At 47.2% G+C, this 24,051-nt stretch carries 22 protein-coding genes; 5 read left to right on the top strand and 17 right to left on the bottom strand.

The features are described from left to right. Positions 1–72: 72 nt before the first annotated feature. On the bottom strand, positions 73–324 hold the full coding sequence (locus BGP75_RS07200) for a succinate dehydrogenase assembly factor 2 (RefSeq protein ID WP_076717645.1): 252 nt from the start codon (positions 322–324) through the stop codon (positions 73–75). A 346-nt stretch (positions 325–670) separates the two neighbouring features. Next, a complete protein-coding gene (locus BGP75_RS07195) occupies positions 671–1,276 on the bottom strand; it encodes an OmpA family protein (RefSeq protein ID WP_233152869.1) in 606 nt (201 codons plus the stop codon). A 361-nt stretch (positions 1,277–1,637) separates the two neighbouring features. Here BGP75_RS07195 and BGP75_RS07190 point away from each other — a divergent pair, with 361 nt between their 5' ends. Both BGP75_RS07190 and BGP75_RS07185 read left to right on the top strand, forming a co-directional pair. After that, positions 1,638–3,545, top strand: coding sequence for a beta-ketoacyl synthase (locus BGP75_RS07190; protein WP_076717086.1), 1,908 nt, complete (start codon positions 1,638–1,640; stop codon positions 3,543–3,545). Next, the gene (locus BGP75_RS07185; protein ID WP_076717084.1) at positions 3,545–4,012 is read left to right on the top strand and encodes a hypothetical protein; all 468 of its coding nucleotides are present in this window, start codon (positions 3,545–3,547) and stop codon (positions 4,010–4,012) included. Before BGP75_RS07190 ends, BGP75_RS07185 begins: the two co-directional genes overlap by 1 nt. 78 nt (positions 4,013–4,090) lie before the next feature. Here BGP75_RS07185 and BGP75_RS07180 read toward each other — a convergent pair whose 3' ends face one another. From BGP75_RS07180 to BGP75_RS07170, 3 genes are all read right to left on the bottom strand, one after another. After that, complete coding sequence (locus BGP75_RS07180; protein WP_076717081.1) at positions 4,091–4,894, bottom strand: TatD family hydrolase; 804 nt, start codon at positions 4,892–4,894, stop codon at positions 4,091–4,093. 453 nt (positions 4,895–5,347) lie between these two features. Further along, a complete protein-coding gene (locus BGP75_RS07175; protein WP_076717079.1) occupies positions 5,348–5,737 on the bottom strand; it encodes a hypothetical protein in 390 nt (129 codons plus the stop codon). A gap of 242 nt (positions 5,738–5,979) precedes the next feature. Further along, positions 5,980–7,566 (bottom strand): peptide chain release factor 3, encoded by a 1,587-nt coding sequence (locus tag BGP75_RS07170; RefSeq protein ID WP_076717076.1) that lies wholly within the window; start codon positions 7,564–7,566, stop codon positions 5,980–5,982. A gap of 305 nt (positions 7,567–7,871) precedes the next feature. On the opposite strand from BGP75_RS07170, the gene BGP75_RS07165 reads away from it, so the two are divergent. After that, positions 7,872–9,398 carry a SulP family inorganic anion transporter gene (locus BGP75_RS07165; RefSeq protein WP_076717073.1) on the top strand — a complete coding sequence of 509 codons (1,527 nt, stop codon included), beginning with the start codon at positions 7,872–7,874 and terminating at the stop codon, positions 9,396–9,398. Positions 9,399–9,501: 103 nt separating this feature from the next. On the opposite strand, the gene BGP75_RS07160 is transcribed toward BGP75_RS07165, so the two are convergent. From BGP75_RS07160 to efp, 6 genes are all read right to left on the bottom strand, one after another. Continuing rightward, a complete protein-coding gene (locus BGP75_RS07160) occupies positions 9,502–10,209 on the bottom strand; it encodes a flagellar brake protein (protein ID WP_076717071.1) in 708 nt (235 codons plus the stop codon). A gap of 92 nt (positions 10,210–10,301) precedes the next feature. Continuing rightward, positions 10,302–10,763 carry a ribosomal protein S18-alanine N-acetyltransferase gene (gene rimI / locus BGP75_RS07155; RefSeq protein ID WP_083704673.1) on the bottom strand — a complete coding sequence of 154 codons (462 nt, stop codon included), beginning with the start codon at positions 10,761–10,763 and terminating at the stop codon, positions 10,302–10,304. Between the two features lie 18 nt (positions 10,764–10,781). Continuing rightward, positions 10,782–11,705, bottom strand: coding sequence for a hypothetical protein (locus tag BGP75_RS07150; RefSeq protein ID WP_076717066.1), 924 nt, complete (start codon positions 11,703–11,705; stop codon positions 10,782–10,784). Positions 11,706–11,708: 3 nt separating this feature from the next. Next, positions 11,709–13,247 carry a 2-isopropylmalate synthase gene (locus BGP75_RS07145; protein ID WP_076717064.1) on the bottom strand — a complete coding sequence of 513 codons (1,539 nt, stop codon included), beginning with the start codon at positions 13,245–13,247 and terminating at the stop codon, positions 11,709–11,711. A 408-nt stretch (positions 13,248–13,655) separates the two neighbouring features. Further along, complete coding sequence (epmA, locus tag BGP75_RS07140) at positions 13,656–14,618, bottom strand: EF-P lysine aminoacylase EpmA (RefSeq protein ID WP_076717063.1); 963 nt, start codon at positions 14,616–14,618, stop codon at positions 13,656–13,658. 86 nt (positions 14,619–14,704) lie between these two features. Continuing rightward, positions 14,705–15,271, bottom strand: a complete 567-nt coding sequence (efp, locus tag BGP75_RS07135; RefSeq protein WP_076717062.1) for an elongation factor P — start codon at positions 15,269–15,271, stop codon at positions 14,705–14,707. 119 nt (positions 15,272–15,390) lie between these two features. Here efp and epmB point away from each other — a divergent pair, with 119 nt between their 5' ends. Beyond that, entirely contained in the window at positions 15,391–16,419 is a 1,029-nt protein-coding gene (gene epmB, locus BGP75_RS07130) for an EF-P beta-lysylation protein EpmB (RefSeq protein WP_369832104.1), read from the top strand. Between the two features lie 14 nt (positions 16,420–16,433). Here the strand turns inward: epmB and BGP75_RS07125 are convergent, their stop codons facing one another. Further along, positions 16,434–17,219: a 3',5'-cyclic-nucleotide phosphodiesterase gene (locus tag BGP75_RS07125; protein ID WP_076717059.1), complete on the bottom strand. Its 786-nt coding sequence runs from the start codon at positions 17,217–17,219 to the stop codon at positions 16,434–16,436. A gap of 293 nt (positions 17,220–17,512) precedes the next feature. Here BGP75_RS07125 and BGP75_RS07120 point away from each other — a divergent pair, with 293 nt between their 5' ends. After that, positions 17,513–18,085 (top strand): lysophospholipid acyltransferase family protein, encoded by a 573-nt coding sequence (locus BGP75_RS07120; protein ID WP_076717641.1) that lies wholly within the window; start codon positions 17,513–17,515, stop codon positions 18,083–18,085. Positions 18,086–18,095: 10 nt separating this feature from the next. On the opposite strand, the gene pepQ is transcribed toward BGP75_RS07120, so the two are convergent. The 5 genes from pepQ to BGP75_RS07095 form a co-directional block, all read right to left on the bottom strand. Next, a complete protein-coding gene (gene pepQ / locus BGP75_RS07115; protein ID WP_233152868.1) occupies positions 18,096–19,487 on the bottom strand; it encodes a Xaa-Pro dipeptidase in 1,392 nt (463 codons plus the stop codon). A gap of 128 nt (positions 19,488–19,615) precedes the next feature. Beyond that, positions 19,616–20,548, bottom strand: coding sequence for a LysR family transcriptional regulator (locus BGP75_RS07110; RefSeq protein WP_076717056.1), 933 nt, complete (start codon positions 20,546–20,548; stop codon positions 19,616–19,618). A gap of 149 nt (positions 20,549–20,697) precedes the next feature. After that, positions 20,698–21,840 (bottom strand): M14-type cytosolic carboxypeptidase, encoded by a 1,143-nt coding sequence (locus tag BGP75_RS07105; RefSeq protein ID WP_198939291.1) that lies wholly within the window; start codon positions 21,838–21,840, stop codon positions 20,698–20,700. 124 nt (positions 21,841–21,964) lie between these two features. Continuing rightward, on the bottom strand, positions 21,965–23,023 hold the full coding sequence (locus BGP75_RS07100; protein ID WP_076717635.1) for an ABC transporter ATP-binding protein: 1,059 nt from the start codon (positions 23,021–23,023) through the stop codon (positions 21,965–21,967). Between the two features lie 41 nt (positions 23,024–23,064). Then, complete coding sequence (locus tag BGP75_RS07095) at positions 23,065–24,051, bottom strand: ABC transporter ATP-binding protein (RefSeq protein WP_076717053.1); 987 nt, start codon at positions 24,049–24,051, stop codon at positions 23,065–23,067.

The following is a 24,051-nucleotide window of genomic DNA, read 5'->3' as shown; positions in this document are numbered from 1 at the left end:
CTAACAGCGGCCAAGAGAGCAATCAGTACAACCAACCCGAACAATCGCGGAGAGGGCCGCAGAAAAAGCTGCTCAGACCTGACCGTCATCTAAAATAACATTGACAATGCGTTGCAACTCGGGATCTTCAGGCTCGGAGTTTCTCATCACCCATGCAAATATATCCTGATCCTCACACTCAATCAGTTTTTCGAATCGCTGCTGATCCTCATATGGCAAACTACGAAAACGCTGGTCTAAAAATGGAGCCAATAGCACATCAAGCTCCAACATTCCTCGTCGGCAGTGCCACCCCAGCCGTTTAATATCAGTCTCTGAGTACATCAGGACAAGCTCCGCATCAAATAAATAAGGAGCCGTATCATAGCACAAGTATACCTTCAATCAGCATGGATAATATCGGTCAGCGCAATAAGCCCCCTCACCAACAGATCAGAGATTGAACAGCAGACATCACAAACTAAAAAATAGGAATTTCTCCTATACCGGAGTGCAAATAATAAGACTATATTGTCACTCAACTAGGGCAAAGAAAGGAATCTTGAGCTGTGAAGGATACATAGCTTAGTCCGAGAGCGACATAAGGAAAAGTGTCTCAGCAGGGAGCGCTGGAAGAGAGGCCTGCAGATGGAAACTGCCAGGCCTTTTTATATCCCGGCGAAAATCAATTTCAGCGAGGCATGATCTTCAATTCAACCCGGCGGTTTTGCGCACGCCCTTTTTCGGTTTTGTTACTCGCAATCGGCTTCGCCTCACCCTGCGCAATTGTGCGTATTCGCCCAGCACTTATACCCGTGTTTTTTAGATAGCTGGCAACAGCCTGAGCCCTTGCTTCTGAAAGCTTCAGATTATATCCCTTTTTTCCTCGACTATCCGTATGTCCACTAACCTCCAGTGCCGTAAACTCAAATCGAGACAAGACATCAGCAACCCCATCCAAAATAGGTAAGAAATTTTGTGCCAACGTATGGGAATCAGTAGCAAAGGTAATATTCCCCGGCATTATCAGACGAATAGAATCATCGATGCGCTCTACACTGACACCCGTTTGGTCCAATCGGGCTTTAAGCTCCTCTTCGTGCTGATCCATATAACGGGCATCAGCTCCAACACCTCCCCCCATGGGTCCCGTTAGAGGCTGCTGCCCCTGCAGCGGCCTTCGCCCCATCACCGCCTGCGTCATAACGTCAGCCTCGATATCCACAGCCCCGCGGCGTTTTTCAAAAGCGTAAGGATCTTCCACCGAGGCACAACCCGACAAGAGAGCCAACATCATTGACACCATCAGTAATGATTTACCCCTGCAAGACCCGCTATATATAAAACCCACACTCACTCCTTATTTTAACTTGACAGCTTTATTCTGACGACTTGACTCGGACAGGATTAGCTTCGTTTAAAATTCCGCCTAAGCCTGCTACGCAATAAAAGCGGTCTAACAACAACTCACCAACCTTTAAACTCACCCCACAGATTCACACTCAACCCACTAAATCTTCACATCCTGGATACTTAAACAGCAAGCACCCTGAAAAACGCCGCCATCCCGCAGTTAACGCTAGCAACAGCGGAAAACAACTTATAGAATGATGACAGGCCAAAGTCCATACCGCGCAAATTTTTCTGAGGAGAATTCGTTGTCTCACTTACCTGTCATCATCGGATTTGGGGGCGTCAACCCAGCAGGCAGATCATCGTTTCACCATGCATACCGGCGCTTGATGCTAGACAAAATCAGTAATGATGCCTCTGAACAAACCTTGCTGGACCTCGCCACCCTGATGAACCTTATTCAAAACAAGAACGGGGCTCTCAGCGACCAGAGCGGTGAACCGGTATCTTCTACCGTTTCAGCGACACTAAAACAACAGATACTCGACAACACCCTTATCCGGAAAATTCACCCTGACTGGTTTGACGTTGATCGCATTGTTTTCAATCAACAGTCACACATCACACCTGTCGGTGATCAGTGTAAATTTACGCTTCGCCGTCGCCACCTTCCCGAACACATTCCAGAGGACTGGATCATCCAGGACCTGGGACTCGGCATGGTGGAAGTAACAGCTTCCAGCACCATTGATGTAATTTTTAACGACCACAAAAAAGCACAAGTCCAGACAGCAGGACAGCTCCCCACTGGATTTAAGCCCGGCAGCCTTTATCAGTCGAGAAACCACCCGCGAAATTTACAAATGACCGTATTTAGCGCCTCAGATGCCATTAATTCAATGGGGATACCCTGGGAGCAGATTCGCTCCATTTTACCACCAGATCAAGTCGCCGTTTACTCTGGAAATTCCATAGGACAACTAGACGACTTTGGCTTTGGCGGTTTACTAAAAAATGCCTCTATCGGAAAGCGCACAACATCAAAGCACATGCCTTTAGGATACGGGCAGATGCCAGCAGATTTTGTCAACGCCTACCTGCTTGGCAATCTGGGTTCAACAGGATCATCTCTGGGTGCCTGCGCCACTTTTCTTTATAACCTGAGAACAGGGGTTAACGACATAAAGAGCGGGCGACGCAAACTCGTCTTAGTGGGAGGGAGCGACGCTCCCGTTACCCCAGAGATTATCGAAGGCTTCCGCGCAATGGGAGCACTGGCCGAAGACAAGGATTTGAAAGCCCTTGACCACACAGACTCACTAACGGACCAGCACTATCGCAACGCCTCCCGCCCCTTTGCAAACAACTGTGGCTTCACCATGGGTGAGTCTTCTCAATACGTTATACTTTGCGATGATCAGCTCGCATTAGACCTGGGAGCGCAAATCTTTGCTGCCGTACCTGACGTTTATGTAAATGCTGATGGGCATAAAAAATCCATTTCAGCGCCGGGAGTTGGAAACTACATAACACTAGGCAAGTCCGCAGCTCTCATTCGTAGCATGCTTGGTGAGGAATCCCTGCGCCAGCGCAGTTTTGTTCAGGCACACGGAACCAGTACACCGCAGAATAGAGTCACCGAATCACACGTTATCAATGAAACAGCAAAAGCATTCAGCATAAAAAACTGGCCCGTTTCAGCCGTCAAGTGCTTCCTAGGACACTCACAAGGAACGGCAGGCGGAGACCAGCTAACTCTGTCTTTAGGCACATGGGCCTATGGCTACATACCCGGTATCGCCACACTTGACAAGGTGGCTGAAGACGTCCATCAAAGCAATCTTCTCCTGCAAAAACAGCACCTGGAAGTCGGTCAGGACGGCATGGATTCAGTACTACTAAACTCCAAAGGCTTTGGCGGTAACAATGCCAGCGCAGTTGTGCTTGCCCCCCATATCACAATGAACCTGCTGGAACGCAAGCACGGAAAGCAAGCCATGGCGAATCACAAAGAGCGCCTTGAAGAAGTAAAAGCCACCGCAAACGAATACGATAAAGAAGCAACTTACGGAATCAGTCGCCCAACCTACCTTTTTGGTCACAATGTACTCGACGGCAACTCTTTATCCATTACCGATAAGGCGATAACTATCCCTGGCTACGAGCTGCCCATCAGTCTTGATATAGAAAACCCCTACAAGGATATGTGCTAGTGAAGGAAAGCTCCCAGAACACAGAGCATGGCCGTGATCACCACAGAACCGAATCCCCCCGAGTAAAGGCAGGGTTATTGGTTACCATAGCACTTATGACACTAAGCGCTTGCGGCGGCCTGCCCGATGTCCCTAAAGGCTCCATGCTCCTGGACACTCAACGACAGGTACTTTGCTACTACAGCGCTGCTGAATGCTATAGCCTGGGCCTGATAACCAGCAACAACTACCGGGACAGATTACTCAAGCTGTATAACAAAGACCCTTGGGACTGGGCAGCATTGCGCACACCCAAGGACCTTGTGGATCTTTTGACAACAACAGCTGATAACACAAACGATACTCAACAGCTTAATGCTACCCAACATCTGCTGCCCATCAACAACCGCACCTATGAAGCGTGGAAAATACTAAAACTAGAGCATCTGGATCGCTATGAATGCCCTGGCGCTCCCTATTGTGATTAATAGAACATTATTGCAGCTAACAATTTATCGACCGGACAACTTTCAATAAAAACTCTTTATAGTAAAGGATAACGAAATTCATTCCAGATGGGACTCGAGTGCAAGCACTCTCACACTGTTATCCCACAACCCTCTCATCAACTCCTCTGCCGATTCCACCCGAAGCGAAGCCAAAACATCGAACACCAGCGGAAGATTTTCGGGACGATTTGGCATACCTTGCAAACCGGCTAACGGCATATCTGGAGCATCTGTCTCTAACACTAAAGCACTCAATGGCAACGACGCCACCACCTTCCGAAGTCGCTTAGCGCGCTCATAGGTCAGCGCTCCCCCGACCCCCAAACAAAACCCAAGTTCGATATATTGCTTCGCCTGTTGATAGCTCCCCGAAAAAGCATGCACCACCCCTCCAGGCTTCAACTGAAGTCTTCTCAAGCGCTTTAACACCTGATCATGAGCTTTTCTAACGTGTAACAAAACAGGTAGCTCATACTCCGCCGCCAACTCCAGCTGAGACTCAAAATACTCAACCTGACTATCATGCAGCGAACTACTCGGCCAAAAATCCAGACCAATCTCCCCTACCGCCACAACATCATCTTCTTGCAACAACTTTTCCAGCTGCAGTAAATCGTTCTTATTATGCTTTTCAATAAAACATGGATGCAGCCCAAGAGCGGGATACACTGAAGAATAAGTCCGACAAACAGACAATTGCCTCAACCAGCGCTCCGAATCAACCCCAGGCACTACAATAGCCTCAACCCCTTTAGCCCTGGCAGTAAAAAGGAGCTCTTCCCGACAACTATCAAAAAGACTGAAATCAAGATGACAATGGGTGTCCATAAAACGCCCGGAACCAGACACTCCTCTCTCCATCGCGATATAACCTCTCCCAAAACACTAAACGTCCCTGCCAACAATAACAACAAAGCCAGACAGATGACCATGAAACAACGACAGGCAACGGATCTCAGCTCAAACAAAGTGGTACGTTTTCATCTACAACAGCAGTTCTAATGAGCGGAAATCCACCCATTACTGCACAGTCAGCAAAGAAAATCGCTAAGAAAATCAAGAGAAAAGAAAGTCGGCACAGTTAATGCTTAGATACAAAAAGAATGGAGAAGAGCCTCAACTCAACCTCCATTCTTTCCGTTGTGCTTGTGAATTGAGCAAGATTCCGGGATCTTTGATCCCGGCTTTTTATCCGATGATGCAATTCAATCACCAAAAGAACAATACAGGCCTATAGACAACGCCACCAGCCAGCAAAGATTCTTTAACAGAGGCGATACAAGTTAAAATTGAATGACCAAACACATAAACGCATCAGGATACAGATTCATAACCCGCCTGACTGCGGTAGATTGCACGAATAATCCAGACAAGCATTCCCGCCATAGCGAGCACCACGCCCGGTATATAGGCCAACGGAGTGCTGAATGACACAACCAGCAAGACAGCCAGACCTATATAAATAAACGGCAAAAACTCATAGACAGCTTCAGGAAAACGAACACTATTGCGCCTATTGGCAATATGTTTTCTGCTATTCTTTCGCCGATAAGCAGAACGCATAACCCAAACAACTGCCCCAGCCACATAAAAGAGGATTCCTGACACATATGTCAATGGCGAATCCATGGCCATCACCACCACAATCCCAATGGCAATATAAGTGTAAGGTAAAACCTCATAAACAGGCTTACGAATAACCAAAGGACAAACTCCTCAGATAAAAACAGATCTCTACCAAGGAGCTCATGCACCAATTGTGCCAAAACATAAGCTATTGATTTATATGGATTTAAAAAACAAACCAACATCAGCCAAAAAGGCTTTGTAAAAATAGTTGACAGTCAGCTAAAACAAGCGTATGAATAAACTCCCAACAAAACCCTCCTACCCACCTCCGGCGTAAATCAAACTGAACACTTCAGGATATCAGAATCAAATAATTCCTAATGCTCTCTGGTTGCCCTGAACTTCACCTCTGGCCACCGCTCTTCAGTTAGAGACAAATTGACCCGGGTAGGCGCCAGGTAAGTTAACAACCCACTTCCATCCAATGACAGATTTTCAAACCCCTTACGACGAAACTCTTCAAGCATTTTTTCATCGGCGCACTCAACCCAACGAGCCGTTTGAATAGTGATCGCTTCATATAAACACTCAACTTTATACTCATCCTTAAGCCGAAATACGACCACATCAAACTGCAACTGACCCACAGCCCCCAGAATCAGATCATTGTTCTTCAAGGGCTGAAATAACTGTACAGCCCCTTCCTCAGAGAGCTGCTGCAAACCTTTTTGAAGCTGCTTCATCTTCAATGGATCTGTCGGTCGCACTCGACGAAACATTTCAGGCGCAAAATGAGGGATGCCTGTAAACTTCAGATTCTCCCCCTCAGTAAAGGTGTCTCCAATCTGAATGGTGCCGTGATTATGCAATCCGATAATATCGCCGGACCACGCCTGCTCTACGTTAGAACGATCGCCAGCCAGAAAAGTCACTGCGTCAGCAATTTTTACATCCTTACCCACGCGGTTGTGACGCATTTTCATACCCCTGGTGTAGCTACCGGAACAGATACGCATAAAAGCTATCCGATCGCGGTGCTTAGGGTCCATGTTTGCCTGTATTTTGAAGATAAAGCCGCTGAATTTTGACTCATCCGGTGCAACCTGGCGCTCGACCGTAGCACGAGCGGGAGGGGATGGTGCCCATTCGACAAAGTCATCCATCATTTCTCGAACACCAAAGTTAGCCAATGCCGTACCAAAATAGACGGGAGTCAAACTTCCCTCAATAAACATCTGCTGATCGAATTGGTGTGTAGCTCCGCGTACCAATTCTATCTCCTCCAGGTACTCATCATAACGATCACCCAGAAGCTCTTTAGCCTCGGGAGAATCCAGCCCTTTTATCCGCACATCCTCAGGAATCACATGACCCATACCGGATTCATAAACATGAATAGTGTCGGTATAGAGGTTGTATACTCCTTTAAATTGCTTACCCATATCCAGAGGCCAGTTTATCGGTGCCGCTGCAATACTCAGGACCTCTTCAATCTCGTCCAATAATTCTACCGGGTCGCGAATATCACGATCCATTTTATTGACGAAAGAAAAAATAGGAGTATCTCGAAGCCGACAGACTTCCATCAGCTTAATCGTGCGCTTCTCAACACCCTTGGCACCATCCACGACCATTAGTGCCGAATCCACAGCAGTCAAGGTACGGTAGGTATCTTCAGAAAAGTCTTCGTGACCAGGAGTATCAAGCAGGTTAACGGTGCGTCCTTTATAAGGGAACTGCATTACCGATGAAGTAATAGAAATCCCCCTCTCCTGCTCCATTGACATCCAGTCAGATGTAGCATGACGGTCACTCTTTCGGCCTTTCACCGTTCCAGCTTTTTGGATCAGGTTTCCAAACAACAACAGCTTTTCAGTAATTGTGGTTTTACCAGCATCTGGATGCGAAATTATCGCAAAAGTCCTACGGCTCGCTACTTCTGCGGCCAAGCGAGAGTCAGTCATGAGTAAACTCGAATTTATTTGCTCAGCTATCTACAACTCGAAATGTATTTGCTGAAGAATAGACAAATTGAAGCGCGGTATTTTACATGAATAGATCGACTTCAGGGAAATTAAAGCCAGCAGATTCAATTCTTTTGGCTGCACAGCTCAAATATATTGGTCAAGCTGAGCCGCTCCCCTATTTCGAGTTATGAAATTCGCCCACTTGCTGTATAATCTCCAGCCTTTGGTACAACCCCACCCTAAAAAACCATATCTGAGTTATGAATTGCGGATTACCCTAAGGACTCCGTTCGAGGTTATTGATGTTTCAGCTGGCAGTAAAAACTACACGCAACCTGAAAAGCGATGTGCTTTCAGGCTTGACCGTCGCCTTGGCTCTCGTTCCAGAGGCTGTTGCTTTCGCCTTTGTTGCTGGTGTTGAACCCCTGGTAGGGCTATACGCCGCATTTATGGTCGGTCTCATTACCGCCTGTATTGGTGGAAGACCGGGTATGATTTCAGGTGCCACAGGAGCACTGGCGGTAGTTATGGTTTCCCTTGTTGCCGATCATGGAGTCCAATACCTTTTCGCCACGGTTATATTGATGGGTATTCTTCAGATAATGGCAGGTGTGCTTCGACTGGGCAAGTTTATCCGAATGGTGCCTCATCCGGTAATGCTTGGTTTTGTTAACGGCTTGGCAATCGTTATTTTTCTTGCCCAGCTGAGTCAGTTCAAGTTCGTTGACGGACAGGGAAATCTGCAATGGATGAGTGGCAGCAGCCTGTATATCCTGCTGGGCCTTATCGCACTGACCATGGCCATTATTCACTTCCTGCCAAAATTCACTCGTGCTATCCCATCATCCTTGGCAGCTATCCTCTTCGTAAGCTTACTGGTCGCATTTGCCGGACTGGACACCAAAACGGTGGGAGAAGTTGCTTCGATAGCTGGCGGACTGCCTTCTTTTAGCATCCCATCAGTACCACTGAACCTAGAGACACTCATCATCATTTTTCCCTATGCAATTATACTCGCCGCTATTGGTTTAATTGAATCGTTGCTGACTCTGACACTGATCGACGAGATAACCAATACACGAGGAAGGGGTAATAAAGAGTGTATCGGACAAGGGGCTGCTAACATCGCTACCGGCTTCTTTGGGGGGATGGGAGGCTGCGCCATGATCGGCCAAAGTATGATCAACATTAACTCCGGCGGTCGCGGCAGAGCTTCAGGTATTACAGCAGCTCTATGCTTGCTGGCTTTCATTCTATTTACTTCATCGCTTATTGAGCAAATCCCTATTGCTGCGCTAGTGGGCGTTATGTTCATGGTTGTTTTCGGAACATTCGAATGGTCCAGCTTTAGAATCATCCGCAAAATTCCCAAAGCAGACGCCTTTGTGCTGGTACTGGTATCCGGCGTAACAGTAGCAACAGATTTAGCTATTGCAGTTGTAGTGGGCGTTATCGTATCGGCGTTGGTTTTCGCATGGCAACACGCCAAACATATCCGTGTCGTAACAAGCCAGGAAGGCGAAAGTAAAATCTACCGTCTGCATGGACCGATATTCTTCGGCTCAGTTAATAACTTCCTGGGACTATTTGATCCGAAAAATGATCCCGATGACGTGGTGATCGAATTCCAGTATTCCAGGGTATCAGACCACTCAGGCCTTGAAGCGATAGACACCTTGGCTGAGCGCTACATTGCCGCAGGTAAAACACTTCATTTGCGTCACCTGAGCCCGGAATGTCGACAGCTACTCAGGAAAGCAGGAGACTTGGTGGAAGTGAACGTAATAGAGGATCCAAAGTACCGCGTGGCGACCGACTCATTAGCCTAAGAACCGGTCTCGTGGGATTCCGGCTATCGGGAATCCCATCGGCACAAAAGCCTGCATTCTCTGGTATAGACAACAATACACCGACTGAAGCAAATTACTCGCTTCAGTCGTTGCTGGAATCCATTGTGGTATCTGACTGGAAAAGCATCTGCTCGTAAACGAATCCAGAGATATACACCCTGTCATCATCACTGACATTACGAAACTGCACACCATAGTCGAACCCACCACCTTCAGCGTCGGGAATCTCAGTGATATTGCGCACCATCGCATTAACGCTCATTTTCTTAATCACACCATCCACTGATGCATTAAAATTAACCCGCAGCTCACTACCAGTCGCAGCCAGAGGTTGATCACAATGCAACCGGGCACCACTGCTACTGACATCTGCAATCACCCCTCGCTGGGGCCATTCTCCATAGAGGGTACCTTTGTGTTCCTCAAATATTATCACTGGAATATTCAACTGAACGCGGCTGGATTGGCGAATAGCAACAGCTTCAAACTTTTTTGGATAAGACAAGTGACTATATAAGTATGGTAGCCGACGGCTTAACAGAACATCTGTCATAAACCCGCAAGCGTAATTGCCGGCAATCAGGCGCACGCGTAACTTTTGACCCTCAGGGAGGTAAAATTCCTGACCGTTTATCTTTGGTGCACTAACAATCAAACTAGCATTCTCTACCATGCCGATCAATCGAACAGGATAGCGCTTCTTGTTAGAAAGAGATTCCACTTTAAATGTGTCATTAATATTCAGGTGAAGATCGCTAAAACTACCAGGTACAGCCTTCAATTGGGGCACTGATGACACTCCACTTCACGAAATTCAATAATTACCAGTAAACATGCGCCTTGCAAGGCTCGCGGTAACTTTACAAAAAGAGCGGTCTATACTCAACCGTTGCCATGACTCGAAATATCAATTCTAAAAATCAATGCATCTTCCCGTACATTTTTTCCTGACGGGTAGTAGTTCTTTCGGTTACCAATCTCTTTAAATCCAACTTTACGGTAAAAGCCAATAGCTGAAGCATTAGATGCTCTTACTTCCAAAAACAGTCGCTCTACATCAACTCGTTTCAAACCATCCAGTAACGAATTGAATAGCCTGGTAGAAACCCCTTTTCCACGATACTGTTGCAAGAGAGCAATAACAAGCAAGTCCGCATCACCGCCCCCCCAAGAAACAATAGCATAACCACACAATCTCGATGATTCTTCAACCACCAATCCGTAGTAACTAGACCCAAACATATTAGCAATCTGCGCGCGACTCTGAGGGTGACTGAACAGCTGCTGCTCAAGCTCCGCAATAGACGGAATATCTTCCTGAACCATCGTTCGAACATGTACCATGACTTTTACGGCCCGTCTCTACAGGTGCTGTTTCAATTTGAGTAACTGATGCCATAACTCTCTCTTTTGCCCCGGAATCCGCATAAGCTGATTAAGACTGGAAGTTGCCAAGACAAGACGCCCTCCCACTTCTGCCGGAACCTCTGAAGATTCAGACAAAGACTCTGGCATGGCATAGATTTCTGCTTGCTCCCCCAGCATAAACAAAGGCACGCTATCAGACAGCTGAAAGCGATTAATCATCTTTCTTACCCCGGCTCTGGCAACAGAATGACTCTGATCAACATGAGCACTGTTAACTACCGGCCAGGCAAACAGTTGAACATTCGCCTCTCCATTACCCAACCCGACACTGGACAGAATCCGATCTAATAGCGCTTGATGTATTGCCGTAAACCCCTGAATAACATCAATAGGCATTTCATTGACTACCAGGCAATCTTTATAACCGATAAACGCCAATCGAAATCGCGGTACAGGTTTCTGCTGCTCAACAACGGCAGATGGAACATCCTTCTCTTCACTGACTTCTGCTTTTACCGGTGAAGGAACTCGACTAACCTCAGCCCCTGCAAGGCTGTCATTAGATAACAATTGATGGATTGCAGCGGTCGGCGCTTGCGCCCCAGCGTTGGATGCCTTGGTCAAAGACAAAGATGCTGCAGATGCTGACCAATCAGAATGTTCAGCTAAGTGCTCCTTAGCCGTTAAGGAGCTATTTCTCGGAGGATTGACCTGAGCAGATTGCTGCGGAATCGCAGGCGCCCCCGCACCGGAAGCCGGTGAAACAGGAGACTGACTATCGGACTGCAAATCAGTTTTTTGCCACTCCCATTCGGGTGAAGACAAAGCACCAGAAAGAGGGCGTACCGGCAACCATGAAGTAACCCCCATAGCCGCCAGATACTGTTGCCGTTGCTGCTCCCGGAAAAGCTGATTCACTGTTTAAACCTGAGGATGCGCCTTCTCTATCGAAGACAATAGCAGGTTGGCAGCGTGCAGATAGGCCTTGGCAGACGCGATAACAATATCCGTATCAGCCCCTAACCCATTCACAATTCGCCCGCCTTTTTCCAGCCGAACCGTAACCTCACCCTGGGAATCGGTGCCGCTGGTGATCGCATTGACTGAGTAAAGCTCCAAACTGGCTTCGGTTTTCACTATACTTTCAATGGCTTTATAGGCAGCATCAACAGGACCGCTTCCCGTTGAAGCAGCTCGCTGCTCTTGTCCTTCCACGACGACAACAACTTCAGCAAACGGAGTTTCTCCGGTTTGGGAGGTCACTTTTAAAGAGCTTAAGCCATAGCATTCGTTATATGCAGATGTTTTGGTATCACTGACCAACGCCTGTAAATCTTCGTCAAAGATTTCATGCTTCTTATCAGCCAGGTCTTTAAAACGGGCAAAAGCCATATTCAATTCCGTGTCAGTTTCAAATATGGTTCCAAGCTCCTCAAGACGGGTACGGAAGGCATTTCGTCCAGAATGCTTGCCCAACACCATTTTATTGGTATTCCAGCCAACATCCTGAGCGGTCATGATTTCATAAGTTTCGCGGTGTTTAAGCACACCATCCTGATGAATACCTGATTCATGAGCAAATGCATTGGCCCCGACAATGGCCTTATTGGGTTGAACCGGAAAACCGGTCACGCCCGCTACAAGGCGTGAACTGGGGACAATCTGTGTACTGTCTATCCCTGTCTCCAGGCCCAGGATATCTTTACGGGTTCGGATAGCCATCACCACTTCTTCCAAGGAGGCGTTGCCAGCTCGCTCACCCAATCCATTGACCGTACATTCAATCTGACGAGCCCCGTTTGATACGGCAGCCAGAGAATTAGCAACAGCAAGCCCCAGATCATTGTGACAGTGAACTGAAAAAACAGCCTTATCAGCATTGGGAATTCGTTCGATTAACCGGCCGACTGTTCGACCAAACTCATCCGGGACGGCATACCCGACGGTATCAGGGATGTTTATTGTACGTGCACCAGCATCAATACAGGCTTCGATAATACGGCACATGAAATCAAACTCTGACCGACTGGCATCTTCCAGCGAGAACTCCACATCATCAATCAAATTCCGCGCTCTTTTCACCGCATGTACCGCTTGAGCGACAACCTGATCGGGCTCCATCTGCAACTTGTACTTCATGTGTATGGGCGAAGTGGCAATAAATGTGTGAATCCGTCCACTATTGGCATTTTTAAGAGCCTCTCCGGCTCGGTCGATATCACCGTCCAAAGCCCTGGAAAGACTGCAGACGGTGCTGCCCTTAATGGTATCTGCGATTGCTTTTACGGATTCAAAATCTCCAACACTGGCAATGGCGAAGCCCGCTTCAATAACGTCAACACGCATTTTTTCCAGGATCTTTGCAATTCGCAGCTTCTCGTCCCGAGTCATTGAGGCGCCAGGGCTTTGCTCCCCATCACGTAAAGTGGTGTCAAAGATGATTACTCGATTGTCGCTCATAATGTGGCTCCGATCTAAAACCGCCTTCAGTTGGCAGTTTCAAGTGCTAATCCATTTTCTTAAGATATAGCTTTACAAAAAGCTCTGAAGAAACAAGTTGGGTAAAAAACAGGTATCAAAGGTAAGCTGCCATTACGGCAGTCTTGGAAGCAAAGGACAGCGAACCTGACAGACTACTCCGGAAATGACCGTGTGACTTATACGAATTGAAATTTTATGTCCAAAAATGAATTGCATGATCACTCAGTCAGCTGAACAATAGATATCAGAGTAAAATATCATTGTATTCACTCCATGCCAACTACTATGCGGGCCATGGACCATTAACCACCCGTCGCAGCGCCAGATTGGCAATTACCCGCAATAAATTGCTTTTAATTTAAAGAGTTTCTGTATACAGCCTCAATATCAAGCTCTATCCAAGGGAAATGCCATGACCTCATTAATATGAGTTGCACCAGTAGCAAGCATCAACAATCTATCAACCCCTAACGCAACTCCCGCACAACTAGGCAAGCCAGCTTCCAACGCCTCCACCAGTCGATGATCTGTAGGCAAAGACTCAATCCCAAGCTGCTGTCGGTGGCGCTGATCAGCCTCGAAACGACATGCTTGTTCAGTACTGTCCACTAATTCAAAATATCCATTTGCTAACTCTACTCCCCCTACATACAGTTCGAATCGGCGGGCGATGGCGACACCTTCACTATCCGTTTCAACCCGGGCTAAAGCGGCCTGACTGGCCGGATAGTCATAAATAAAGGTAGGTTGCCTGAGCTTCGGTTCAATCAAGTGGCTTATCAGCAAATTCAGCCAGCCATCCCGATCATCCATAGTGGTTGATAGTTCCAGTCTCTCTTCAGCAACCGACTTTAACTCAGCCACCGTTGCCTGATGAGGGTCAATATCCAAGTATCGCTGAAACAACTCCCGATAACTGAGCTTTTCACTCCGGCCACAGCCAATTGTCAGTTGAACCAATGCAGCTACTTCATCCATTAGCTTATGGTCATTAAACCCGGGTCGATACCACTCCAGCATGCAAAACTCAGGATTATGCATAGCGCCTGATTCGCCATTGCGGAAGGCCTTTGCCAATTGATAGATAGCTCCACTGCCAGCAGCCAGTAGACGCTTCATTGGGTATTCAGGAGATGTCTGCAGATATAATGGCGTCTCATTGACCGTCCCAGGCCCCTGATATTCCGTTCGCATCGGGTACAAATAGGGGTCTGACACAGCTGCCGCTGAGAGCACCGGCGTATCAACTTCCATTACTTTTCGTTGAGCGAAGAATTCACGGATCAGTCGATAGAGTTTTGCACGCTTGCGGATCAGCTTCAAAGAGGCTGAAGGCTGCCAGTCAGTCATTAAGAATCACAACGGAAAATAGATAAAGGATAAAAGAAGCAGGCTGATACTTATCAACCTGCAATATGCTCAAGTATACTGATTAATCAAGCCCGACCAACGTATTCACCAGAACGGGTATCGATTTTCAGTACTTCACCTTCGTTAATGAACAGAGGTACGCGCACTACGGCACCTGTTTGCAAGGTCGCAGGCTTTGATCCGCCCTGGGCTGTATCACCCTTCAGGCCAGGGTCTGTTTCAGTCACTTCCAGTTCCACAAAATTGGGTACAGTGATAGATAGCGGTACATCATTAAACAGGGTGACGACACTCACATCCTGTTCTTTCAGCCATTGAGTAGCATCTCCTACTGCGGCTTTATCAGCGGCATACTGCTCGAAAGAACCATCGGTTAGCATAAAATGCCAAAACTCACCGTCGGTATACAGATATTCCATATCACGGTCCATAACATCGGCCGCTTCAACCGATTCACCAGACTTGAAGGTACGCTCCCAAATCCGATCACTTTTTAAGTTGCGCATTTTTACGCGAGTAAAGGCCTGCCCCTTACCCGGCTTGACGAATTCAACATCAACCATTGAGCAAGGATCGCCATCGATCATCACTTTAAGACCTGACTTGAATTCGTTGGTAGAATAGCTAGCCATGTTTCCTCACTAAATAAACTGTCGGACCCCGAAAGGATGGTGCCAATTGTGATCGAATGATCCATTTACCGCAACATCCATAAGGGAAAAGGCTAATCATACCCTGAACGAGGGCCGCTGTGCAGACCAAGTCACTAAAGCTGATCAATGAAATGAGCTGGCAACATCAATTAACAAACGCGATTACCGATCCAAAAGAGTTTTTTGAGCGTTTGAAGCTGCCTTCCGAGCTTTTACCACCCGCAATACTGGCATCAAAAAGCTTTGCTCTTCGCGTACCCGAGCCCTACTTGGACCGGATGGAACCCGGAAATATTAAAGACCCGCTACTATTGCAGGTCTTGCCACTATTGGCGGAAACCCAGCCTGTGCCCGGTTATGTAATAGATCCACTGGGCGAGGAGTCAACCAACCATCAGCCCGGTATTATTCACAAATACCACGGACGAGTACTGCTCATTATCAGTGGGGGCTGTGCAATAAACTGCCGTTACTGTTTCCGGCGACACTTTCCATACTCCGATAATCAACTGGGAACTGAAGAGTGGCAACAAGCGCTAGACTATCTGAATCGGGACCACAGCATCAGTGAAGTGATCCTGAGTGGCGGAGATCCGTTAGCAGCCAATGACAAGCGGTTGAACAAGATGTTCCAAGACCTGGGAGCAATTCCTCACCTTAAGCGTTTACGCATACATACCCGCTTACCTGTAGTTATTCCACAACGGGTTAACTCTGCCCTGATTGAGGCGATAGGACAAAGCAATCTTCAAACGGTCATAGTGACTCATATTAATCACCCTAACGAAATTGATACAGAATTGGCATCAGCAATAAGTAAGCTTAAGCAGGCAGGAGTGACCCTGCTGAACCAAAGTGTGTTACTTAAGGATATCAATGACCATAGCGACACACTTGCCATGCTGAGCGAAAAATTATTTGAAATTGGGTTATTGCCTTACTATCTGCATCTGTTGGACCCAGTCGCAGGTGCCAGTCACTTCAACGTTGATGAAAACACAGCTAGATATTTGGCTGGGAGTCTTTGTGATCGGTTACCGGGTTACCTGGTGCCAAAACTGGTCAGGGAACAGGCCGGAGCGACAGCTAAGGTACCGCTAATGCCAATACTGGGGAAAGAGTGCTAGAAAGCGTTAGCGAGTCAGTCATCTGATTCAAATGTTAACTGATCCCCGCTACGTAAACGCAAAACGTTCCAATCACTCAGTAGCTGCTGACACTGCTCCATGACTCTGTCTTCATAACCAGGCTTAAGGTGGGTGATATGCAGCGAGGGTTTGGGGCAACCTTCAGGCCAACGATCAAGATCTGCCTTTAGGCTGGCTGGTGTATAGTGACCACTGGCCTTCGCTATTGATTTCTGCTCACTGGGAAACGATACATCAACGGCGAGATGCATCAGTCGCTTGACAGAATAAAGCCGGGAAAGGAATTCAGGCGTGGATGCTGTATCTCCACTAAATGCGAAGGCTCCCTCGGAGCTTTCAATCAAATACCCTTGAGTTGGAGTGGGATGGTTTACTGCCAATGCTGTTATTAAAAGTCCCTCCAGAGAAATGGTGCTATCTATTGGCATTTCCCGGAAGCGGAGCAACGAACCCGCTTGGTCGGGGAGTTGAGTATAATCTGGCCATACAGTCCAATTAAAAATACAGTCTCGCAAAGCGCTTATGACAGTATCACTGGCATGTATATGCAATGGTTGTTTTAATCGATCATAAATAGTTGGCAACATTAAAGGAAGGCAACAAATATGATCTAAGTGCGCATGAGTAAAAAAGATATGCCGGAGTTTTAGCATCGCTTCAGTCGACAGCAACTCCAGTCCGGTGCCAGCGTCAATTAAAATAGAGTCATTGATCTTGATACAGGTAGTCTTTAGACCTGCACCGATTCCACCGCTGCACCCCAGAACCTCTATTCGCACTTGTTCTCCCACCCTATTACAACAAAGCAATACACAACAATGATGACAGATAAAGTAGCGATGGACAAAGCGCTGTCGCAAATTACCTGTTATCTTTAGATTGGTGTCTGTAGTCAGGGAAAGCAAACTCTCCGGAACAATAACCGCGGCTGCAAACCAACTCACTTATTAGTAAATTGATACTCTCAGCCTTATAACAGACTCTTCGATGCAGCGCCCTGATTGCCCATCAATGATAAACTCCGCTTTTGACGTATAGTGTTTCTAATCCTGAGGTAATGGTTTTACGTTTTATGGCGAGAATAACCTGCAGACTGCTGTTGAAGCTATTTGGCTGGCAAGTGGATAAACAAGTACCCGCGGCCCCTAAGTACATACTTATCGGCTACCCTCATACCAGTAATTGGGATTTCATTTTGGCGATGCTTGCAAAGGGAGCACTCAATTTACGATTTCACTGGGTTGCCAAAGACTCTTTGTTCTGGTGGCCTCTGGGTCCTTTAATGCGGGCTATGGGTGGCATTCCTGTGAATCGAAGAATAAGCACCGGTTTTATCGACCAACTTGCTCTTCGCTACCAACAGCAGGATCAGCTGGCAATCGTTATAACGCCGGAGGGAACCCGAAGTTACCGAGATTACTGGAAATCAGGCTTCTACCACCTCGCACTTGCTGCAAAAGTCCCTGTTGCCTTAGGCTATATAGACTTCCCGACCAAGAGGCTTGGTATAGGCCCCTTGATAGAACTCAGTGGAGACCTGGATAGGGATTTAACAACTATAAGAGAATTCTATGCAGACAAGGTCGGGTTAAATCCCAAGGATGCGGGCGCCATCCAATTCAGAAAAAAACGCAACGCTGGATAGCGCGGCGAATCTAGACTTTTCCCAGTGCTGCCAGTGAATTTCGTGTAAGATTTTCACATCCAGACGCCGTCAGGTGAATATTGTCTTCAATTCGTATCCCACCAAAGGGGCGCAAACTATCAACCATACTCCAATTCACCGCGGATGCAGCACTGCCAGCCTTTAACTCAGCCAGCAACGAATCAATCAGGTAGATTCCCGGCTCGATGGTGAATACCATTCCGGTCTCCAGTGTTCGCGTAAGACGCAAAAAGGGATAATCGTCAGGAGCCAAAGCGGGGGTTCCATTAGCATCCGCCTGAAGTCCACCGACATCATGCACCTGAAGGCCCAGTAAATGACCTAAACCATGAGGAAAGAAAGCTCTGAGAATACCCTGATGCAGCTGGGCCTCCGCACTCGCATTCACCAATTTATGCTGTTGTAGTATGGCTCCAATATCCAGGCACATTTGCTGGTGAAGTTTGATAAAGCTTTGACCCGGTTTTATCGATCCGATAAGCCGTTGTTGAGCAGAATCCAACGCATCGATTAGCGCTGAAAACACACTTTCATGTAAATCGAGATTACGGGCTCCGGAATCATCTTTCCCTAACATCTCGATATCCTGGCAATAGGTACGAGTCACGTCGGAAGCATAGCCGTTGTAAGCAGCCCCGGCGTCAATAAGAAATGAATGGCACAGGTCTGGTTTCAGGCACTGATAGTACTGATAATGCAACACTGAGGCATTTTCATTAAGCGCCACAATATTACCGTAAGGGAGTTCGGACTCTCGTTGGCGGGTAGCGCTCAGGTAGGCCATTTGAATCTCAAATTCACTCGCTCCATTACGAAAAGTTCTTTCCGCTAAGAGATGCCCTTTGGCAGCAATATCGTTGGCTCGACGTAAGCATTCAACTTCATAATCTGTTTTGCATGCACGATACCAATGCAGTGCCGATAACAGCGGCTTGGGGTTGATATCCGTCAGACCCCATTTTTCTGCCAGATCAGCACGTTCCCCAAAAAAAGCAATGTTCTTATTCCCTTCCAGCCCCCGACTCACCTGATCAGGCTTGTCCATTATTTCAATATCAAAATACTTGGTCCAGAATCCGTCAGGGGCTCCCGCTGGCTTATACCAGAAGTCTGTAGGATTGTAATAGAACAACCTGGGGGCATAGCCAGGCCTGATCAACAAGCAACACTCTGGATGATGAGTTAAGGGTGCCCAGGCGAGCAGATGCGGATTGGTCTTGAACGGACGGTGATTGTCATCCAAATAATAGCTTTGAGTACTGCCAGCATGGATTAATAGTCCATCATATCCCTGCTCATCCAGCAATCGATCATAGCGGGATTGCAATTGATATATATGATCGCAATAAAGCGATTCTATTGACTGCATTGAACTCAACATCAGTATATTCCATTCATTGCTGTTTAATAAAAAGCGATTCACCATTAACCGCAGTCGGCGATGACCTATCAGAAACAGTCGATCCAGAGCACGAGCTCAAGGGGATAGAATCCGCATCACCAAAGCAGTCACAAGCTAACAGTTTGCTGTTTTACACTCTTTTCAACCTGCGTCCAAAGCTCCGCCATTTTGCTATGGCTGTTATTTCTGGATCGGTAAAGTCGGATCTGCAGCGGGAATTGCCAGGATTCATCTCCCGCAGCTACCAATCCTTGATCTCCTCCACTGGACAGTAAGCGGGAAGGTAGCCAACCGACTCCATAACCCTGAGCAATCATCGCTTTAACACTGATTGCCTGGGAATTTTCATTAATATTCAGGAGATTCGGCATTTGCAGCGTATTTTTGCGAAAATGGCTCTCCAAAACCTGGCGTATAAAAGTCTGATCGTTGTAGTTGATGTAAGGTAAAGGAGTCTTCTTTGAACCGGGTAGCAAGAATTTCGGCTCACCACTGCGATCGAGTGCAGTGACTGGCATCAGGGTTTCACTTGCCAGTACCAGGTGCTGGTATTCATATGTTTCAAGCGGCTGCAGGAAATCAATCACAGGTGACCAATAACATAAAATAAGGTCACACTCTCCATGCTCCAGCGCCTGGATCAACTGTCGTCCGACCCAGGACGTAGCCTTAAGATTAACGCCAAGCTCAATATCTGTTTCCAGAGAATCCAGCCAGCCCTGAAAAAAACTCAAATACAATGTTTGATTAGTAGCAAAACGCAGCTTTTCAGCTTCAGCACGTTCCAGCTCCAAACAACCATCTTTGGTTTCTTTCAGTAACCGTGTAATTTTTTCTGAAGCCTCAAGAAACAATTTTCCCGCAGGTGTCAGGGATAGAGGAAGCGTTTCCCGATCAATCAGCATCACTCCCATCTCCTCCTCCAACATTTTTATGCGACGGCTGAAGGTCGGTTGAGTAATGTTCTGCTCATCAGCTGCCCTGGAGAAATGGCGGGTGCGCGCAAGCGCACGAAAATCCTCCAACCAACGTATCTCCATCAGGCAGCCTCTTTGGAAGATCTCAACGAACTATTTAAGCAGCTGAAAACAATCATCTTTTTCACCTACAAGATCGAAGAAAGGCCCAAGGCTGATAATCCGGGGAAATGAGCCTTCTCTTTGCACTGGAACATCCACCATAAGGCTGCTCATCGCACCTGATCGATTACCGCAAGAATGGGCTGCAGAACAGCCTCACCCAGTTTTTGACTTCGCTCAGGCGACCATCCCTGAACCGGGTCAGGATGATCTGCATTGTCTTTAAAAGGCATTTCAATAGTGAAGGACAGACAATCAAAACGTTGTCCCACCTGATTGCAGGCCAGAGTCAAGGTTTCTTCTCCAAATTTACTTTTACCGTATCCCTGCTCTACCTGAAAGTCAGGACTTGCCAGCATGTAATGACTTTTAAACATCTCTTCAAGAGAAGAAATCCGTTGACTGTAGCCAGGATTCGCTTCACAGCCGGCGACAAAGTTGTAAGGCAGTGCTTCATCACCATGGACATCAAGGAATAGATCCACACCTGTTTGAATCATCTTCTCCATCACACAAAAGACTTCCGGACTACGTTCAAGACTCGGTGCATGCCATTCGCGATTCAGATTAACTCCTATGGCATTCGTTCTAAGATGGCCCCGGATACTGCCATCAGGGTTCATATTCGGCACCAGGTAGAAGTCTGCATTCTGCAATAATAAACGAGCGACAGGATCAGCAGGATCCAATAGCCGTCCAATAACGCCTTCCATAAACCACTCAGCCATGCTTTCACCAGGATGCTGACGGGCAGTAATCCAGATTTTTCTCTTTTCAGACTGCTCTGCTCCCTGCTCTTCACTTATTTTCAGCAAATCAACATCGTGACCATCCAGGGTTCTGCCGAGACTATGCAACTGACATAGCGGAGACTGCTGAGTCCAGCTCACCAAGTCCTGATGGCGTTCCCAGCTATAAGGAGCAAAATAGGCATAATAAATACTATCAACTTCAGGCTGGTGCTCAATAACCAGCTCCTTGCCATCATAATGACTCTCGACTCGGAACCATTCCTGCCGGTCATAAGAGGCCACAGCATGGTAGTTTTCCCACCCACCAGGAAAGGCAGCTTCAGATGCGTTCATTAAACGCATCCGGCAGGATTGCCCTTTAGCACCAAGCAAACGAAAGTGAAACCATTGGAAAAATTCAGAATCCCGATCTCTACGAATATTCAGCTGTATATTCTCAGGGTTCTGAAGGTCAATAATTTCAATATTGCCGGAGTCGAAGTTCTGGTTGATGGTGATCATTAAAATATCCTTAATATTTTGCCTACCGTTGAAGGCTCTCTATTTATGTCTATATCCCTGCCAAAAGCAGCAAAGTAATCTGAATCCATGCACTCTTTTTGTTATTCCCAGTCAAAATCAATGTTCAGATCCGTCCCTCCTCAATGCCATGACAGGCGACCAAACTGCCATCACTCTGAGCATTAAGCTGAGGTGAATAACGGCGACAGCGATCATTCGCATGCGGACAGCGCCCCTGAAATACGCAGCCTTTAGGTTGACCAATTTGAGTGGGAACCTCCCCTGGCAGAGAAATATGTCTTGGCTGATCATCCCAGAGTCTGGGCACTGAGCTTAGCAGTGCTTGTGTGTAGGGGTGTTTAGGGGTTGAAAACAGTGTTTTTGTCGCAGCAACCTCACAGACTGTGCCCAGATACATAACGGCAACCCGAGAACCAAAATGCTCCACCACCGCCAGGTCGTGAGTAATAAACAAATAAGTCAGGCCTCGTTGTTGTTGCGCTTTTCTAAGCAAGTTCAGCACCTGAGCCTGTATCGACACATCAAGAGCAGAAAGCGGTTCGTCTGCAACGATAAACTCAGGGTCCACCATAAGCGCACGCGCTATTGAAATCCGTTGCCTTTGACCTCCGGAAAATTCATGGGGATAACGATTCCCCCATGAGGGATCCATGCCGACGGATTTAATCACTTCTGATTTTCGCTCTCTAAGCTCCCCTTCCGTCATATCAGGGTTGTGAAACCGAATCGGTTCTAGCAACGCCTGATCAATGGTCATTCTCGGATTCAGTGACGCATAGGGATTTTGAAAGATCATTTGCATTTTCTTGCGATACGGCAGTAAAGCCTTCTCAGAAAGCTTGTCAATCCGCTGTCCCCGATAGTAAATGCTGCCCCGGGTGGGACGCAGCAGCCCCATCACCAATCGCGCAACGGTAGACTTGCCGCAGCCACTCTCCCCAACAACACAAAGGGCTTCGCCTGGCATCACCTCCAGACTGACATCATTAACCGCATGAATATAACGTTTATGGCGAATGATTCTTCCACCACGAAATCTGAACTGATCAAGCAAATCCCCGGATAAGTCGAAGTTTTTCTTCAGCTCTTTAACCTGTAACAAAGGAAGGGTATCTGAGACAAGCGGGATCTTTTTACCCAGAGATTGACCAGTGTTCGACAACACCTCTTGATCATCGATTACCGGTAGTTCCTGCCTATCCTTCACAGGTCTTCTCCCATACTGTTCACCAGCTCCTCAACCATGTGACAGGCTACAGAACAACCGCCGGAACAGGTAAATCCAGGTTCGACACGAGTACAGATATCCATGGAAAACTCGCATCTTGGATTAAACGCACAACCGGATGGAACATGCTGCAAACCGGGAACCGCCCCCGGAATCTGTTTTAACTCTGTTCCGGGAATCGACAATTGCGGTAACGCATTGATCAGTCCTTGTGTATAAGGATGCTGAGCATCATTTATTATCTCCTTTGTTGGTCCCTGCTCAACAATACGCCCGGCATACATAACAATCATTCGACGCGTCATCTGAGACAGAACACAGAGATCATGAGTAATCAGCACCAGCCCCACATTGTTAGACACACAGAGATCAAGCAATAAGCTGATGATCTCAGCCTGGATTGTTACATCCAATGCTGTCGTCGGCTCATCGGCAATAATTAACAGCGGATCTAACAGCAGAGCAATGGCGATAGTTACTCTCTGGCGCATACCGCCAGACAGCTCATGAGGATATTGATCAATTCGGGTTGCAGGAGAAGGGATTTGTACCTGTTTCAGTTTCTGGATCGCAATAACACGAGCATCTTTGCGACTGATTTTACGATGCGCCCGCAAAGACTCGATCATCTGCTGGCCAATGGTCATGACAGGGTTCAGAGTGGTCATCGGGTCCTGAAATATCATAGCAACCCTGCTACCCCGAATACTTCTCAGTCTTTTTTCGCTGAGAGTGGCTAAGTCCTGGTTATCAAATAAAACCTGTCCACCACTAATATACCCAGGACGACTCAGCAGATTTAAAATGGCAAATGCCAGTATCGACTTACCCGCACCACTTTCACCAATGATACCGAGTCGCTCTCCTTGGTTCAGTGTAAAGCTGACATCACGCAGTGGTTTAATTATTCCCTCGCGGGTACGAAAGCTGACTTCCAGATTTCTTACTTCAAGTAACGCCAT

Origin of the sequence: Motiliproteus sp. MSK22-1, from assembly GCF_001968815.1 — a bacterium.
Classification (GTDB): Bacteria; Pseudomonadota; Gammaproteobacteria; order Pseudomonadales; family Balneatricaceae; genus Motiliproteus.
Note: the sequence above shows the minus strand (reverse complement) of the source record. Positions and strands in the feature narration are given on the sequence as shown.

Bases quoted from the DNA above. Each gene is read 5' to 3' on its own strand.
- BGP75_RS07145 (WP_076717064.1), bottom strand. From the start codon at position 13,247: ATGAGCGACAATCGAGTAATCATCTTTGACACCACTTTACGTGATGGG.
- BGP75_RS07170 (WP_076717076.1), bottom strand. From the start codon at position 7,566: ATGACTGACTCTCGCTTGGCCGCAGAAGTAGCGAGCCGTAGGACTTTT.
- BGP75_RS07120 (WP_076717641.1), top strand. From the start codon at position 17,513: ATGGCGAGAATAACCTGCAGACTGCTGTTGAAGCTATTTGGCTGGCAA.
- pepQ (WP_233152868.1), bottom strand. From the start codon at position 19,487: ATGTTGAGTTCAATGCAGTCAATAGAATCGCTTTATTGCGATCATATA.
- epmA (WP_076717063.1), bottom strand. From the start codon at position 14,618: ATGACTGACTGGCAGCCTTCAGCCTCTTTGAAGCTGATCCGCAAGCGT.
- rimI (WP_083704673.1), bottom strand. From the start codon at position 10,763: ATGGTACATGTTCGAACGATGGTTCAGGAAGATATTCCGTCTATTGCG.
- BGP75_RS07195 (WP_233152869.1), bottom strand. From the start codon at position 1,276: ATGATGTTGGCTCTCTTGTCGGGTTGTGCCTCGGTGGAAGATCCTTAC.
- BGP75_RS07165 (WP_076717073.1), top strand. From the start codon at position 7,872: ATGTTTCAGCTGGCAGTAAAAACTACACGCAACCTGAAAAGCGATGTG.
- BGP75_RS07200 (WP_076717645.1), bottom strand. From the start codon at position 324: ATGTACTCAGAGACTGATATTAAACGGCTGGGGTGGCACTGCCGACGA.
- BGP75_RS07095 (WP_076717053.1), bottom strand. From the start codon at position 24,051: ATGGCGTTACTTGAAGTAAGAAATCTGGAAGTCAGCTTTCGTACCCGC.
- BGP75_RS07105 (WP_198939291.1), bottom strand. From the start codon at position 21,840: ATGATCACCATCAACCAGAACTTCGACTCCGGCAATATTGAAATTATT.
- efp (WP_076717062.1), bottom strand. From the start codon at position 15,271: ATGGCTAGCTATTCTACCAACGAATTCAAGTCAGGTCTTAAAGTGATG.
- BGP75_RS07180 (WP_076717081.1), bottom strand. From the start codon at position 4,894: ATGGAGAGAGGAGTGTCTGGTTCCGGGCGTTTTATGGACACCCATTGT.
- BGP75_RS07110 (WP_076717056.1), bottom strand. From the start codon at position 20,548: ATGGAGATACGTTGGTTGGAGGATTTTCGTGCGCTTGCGCGCACCCGC.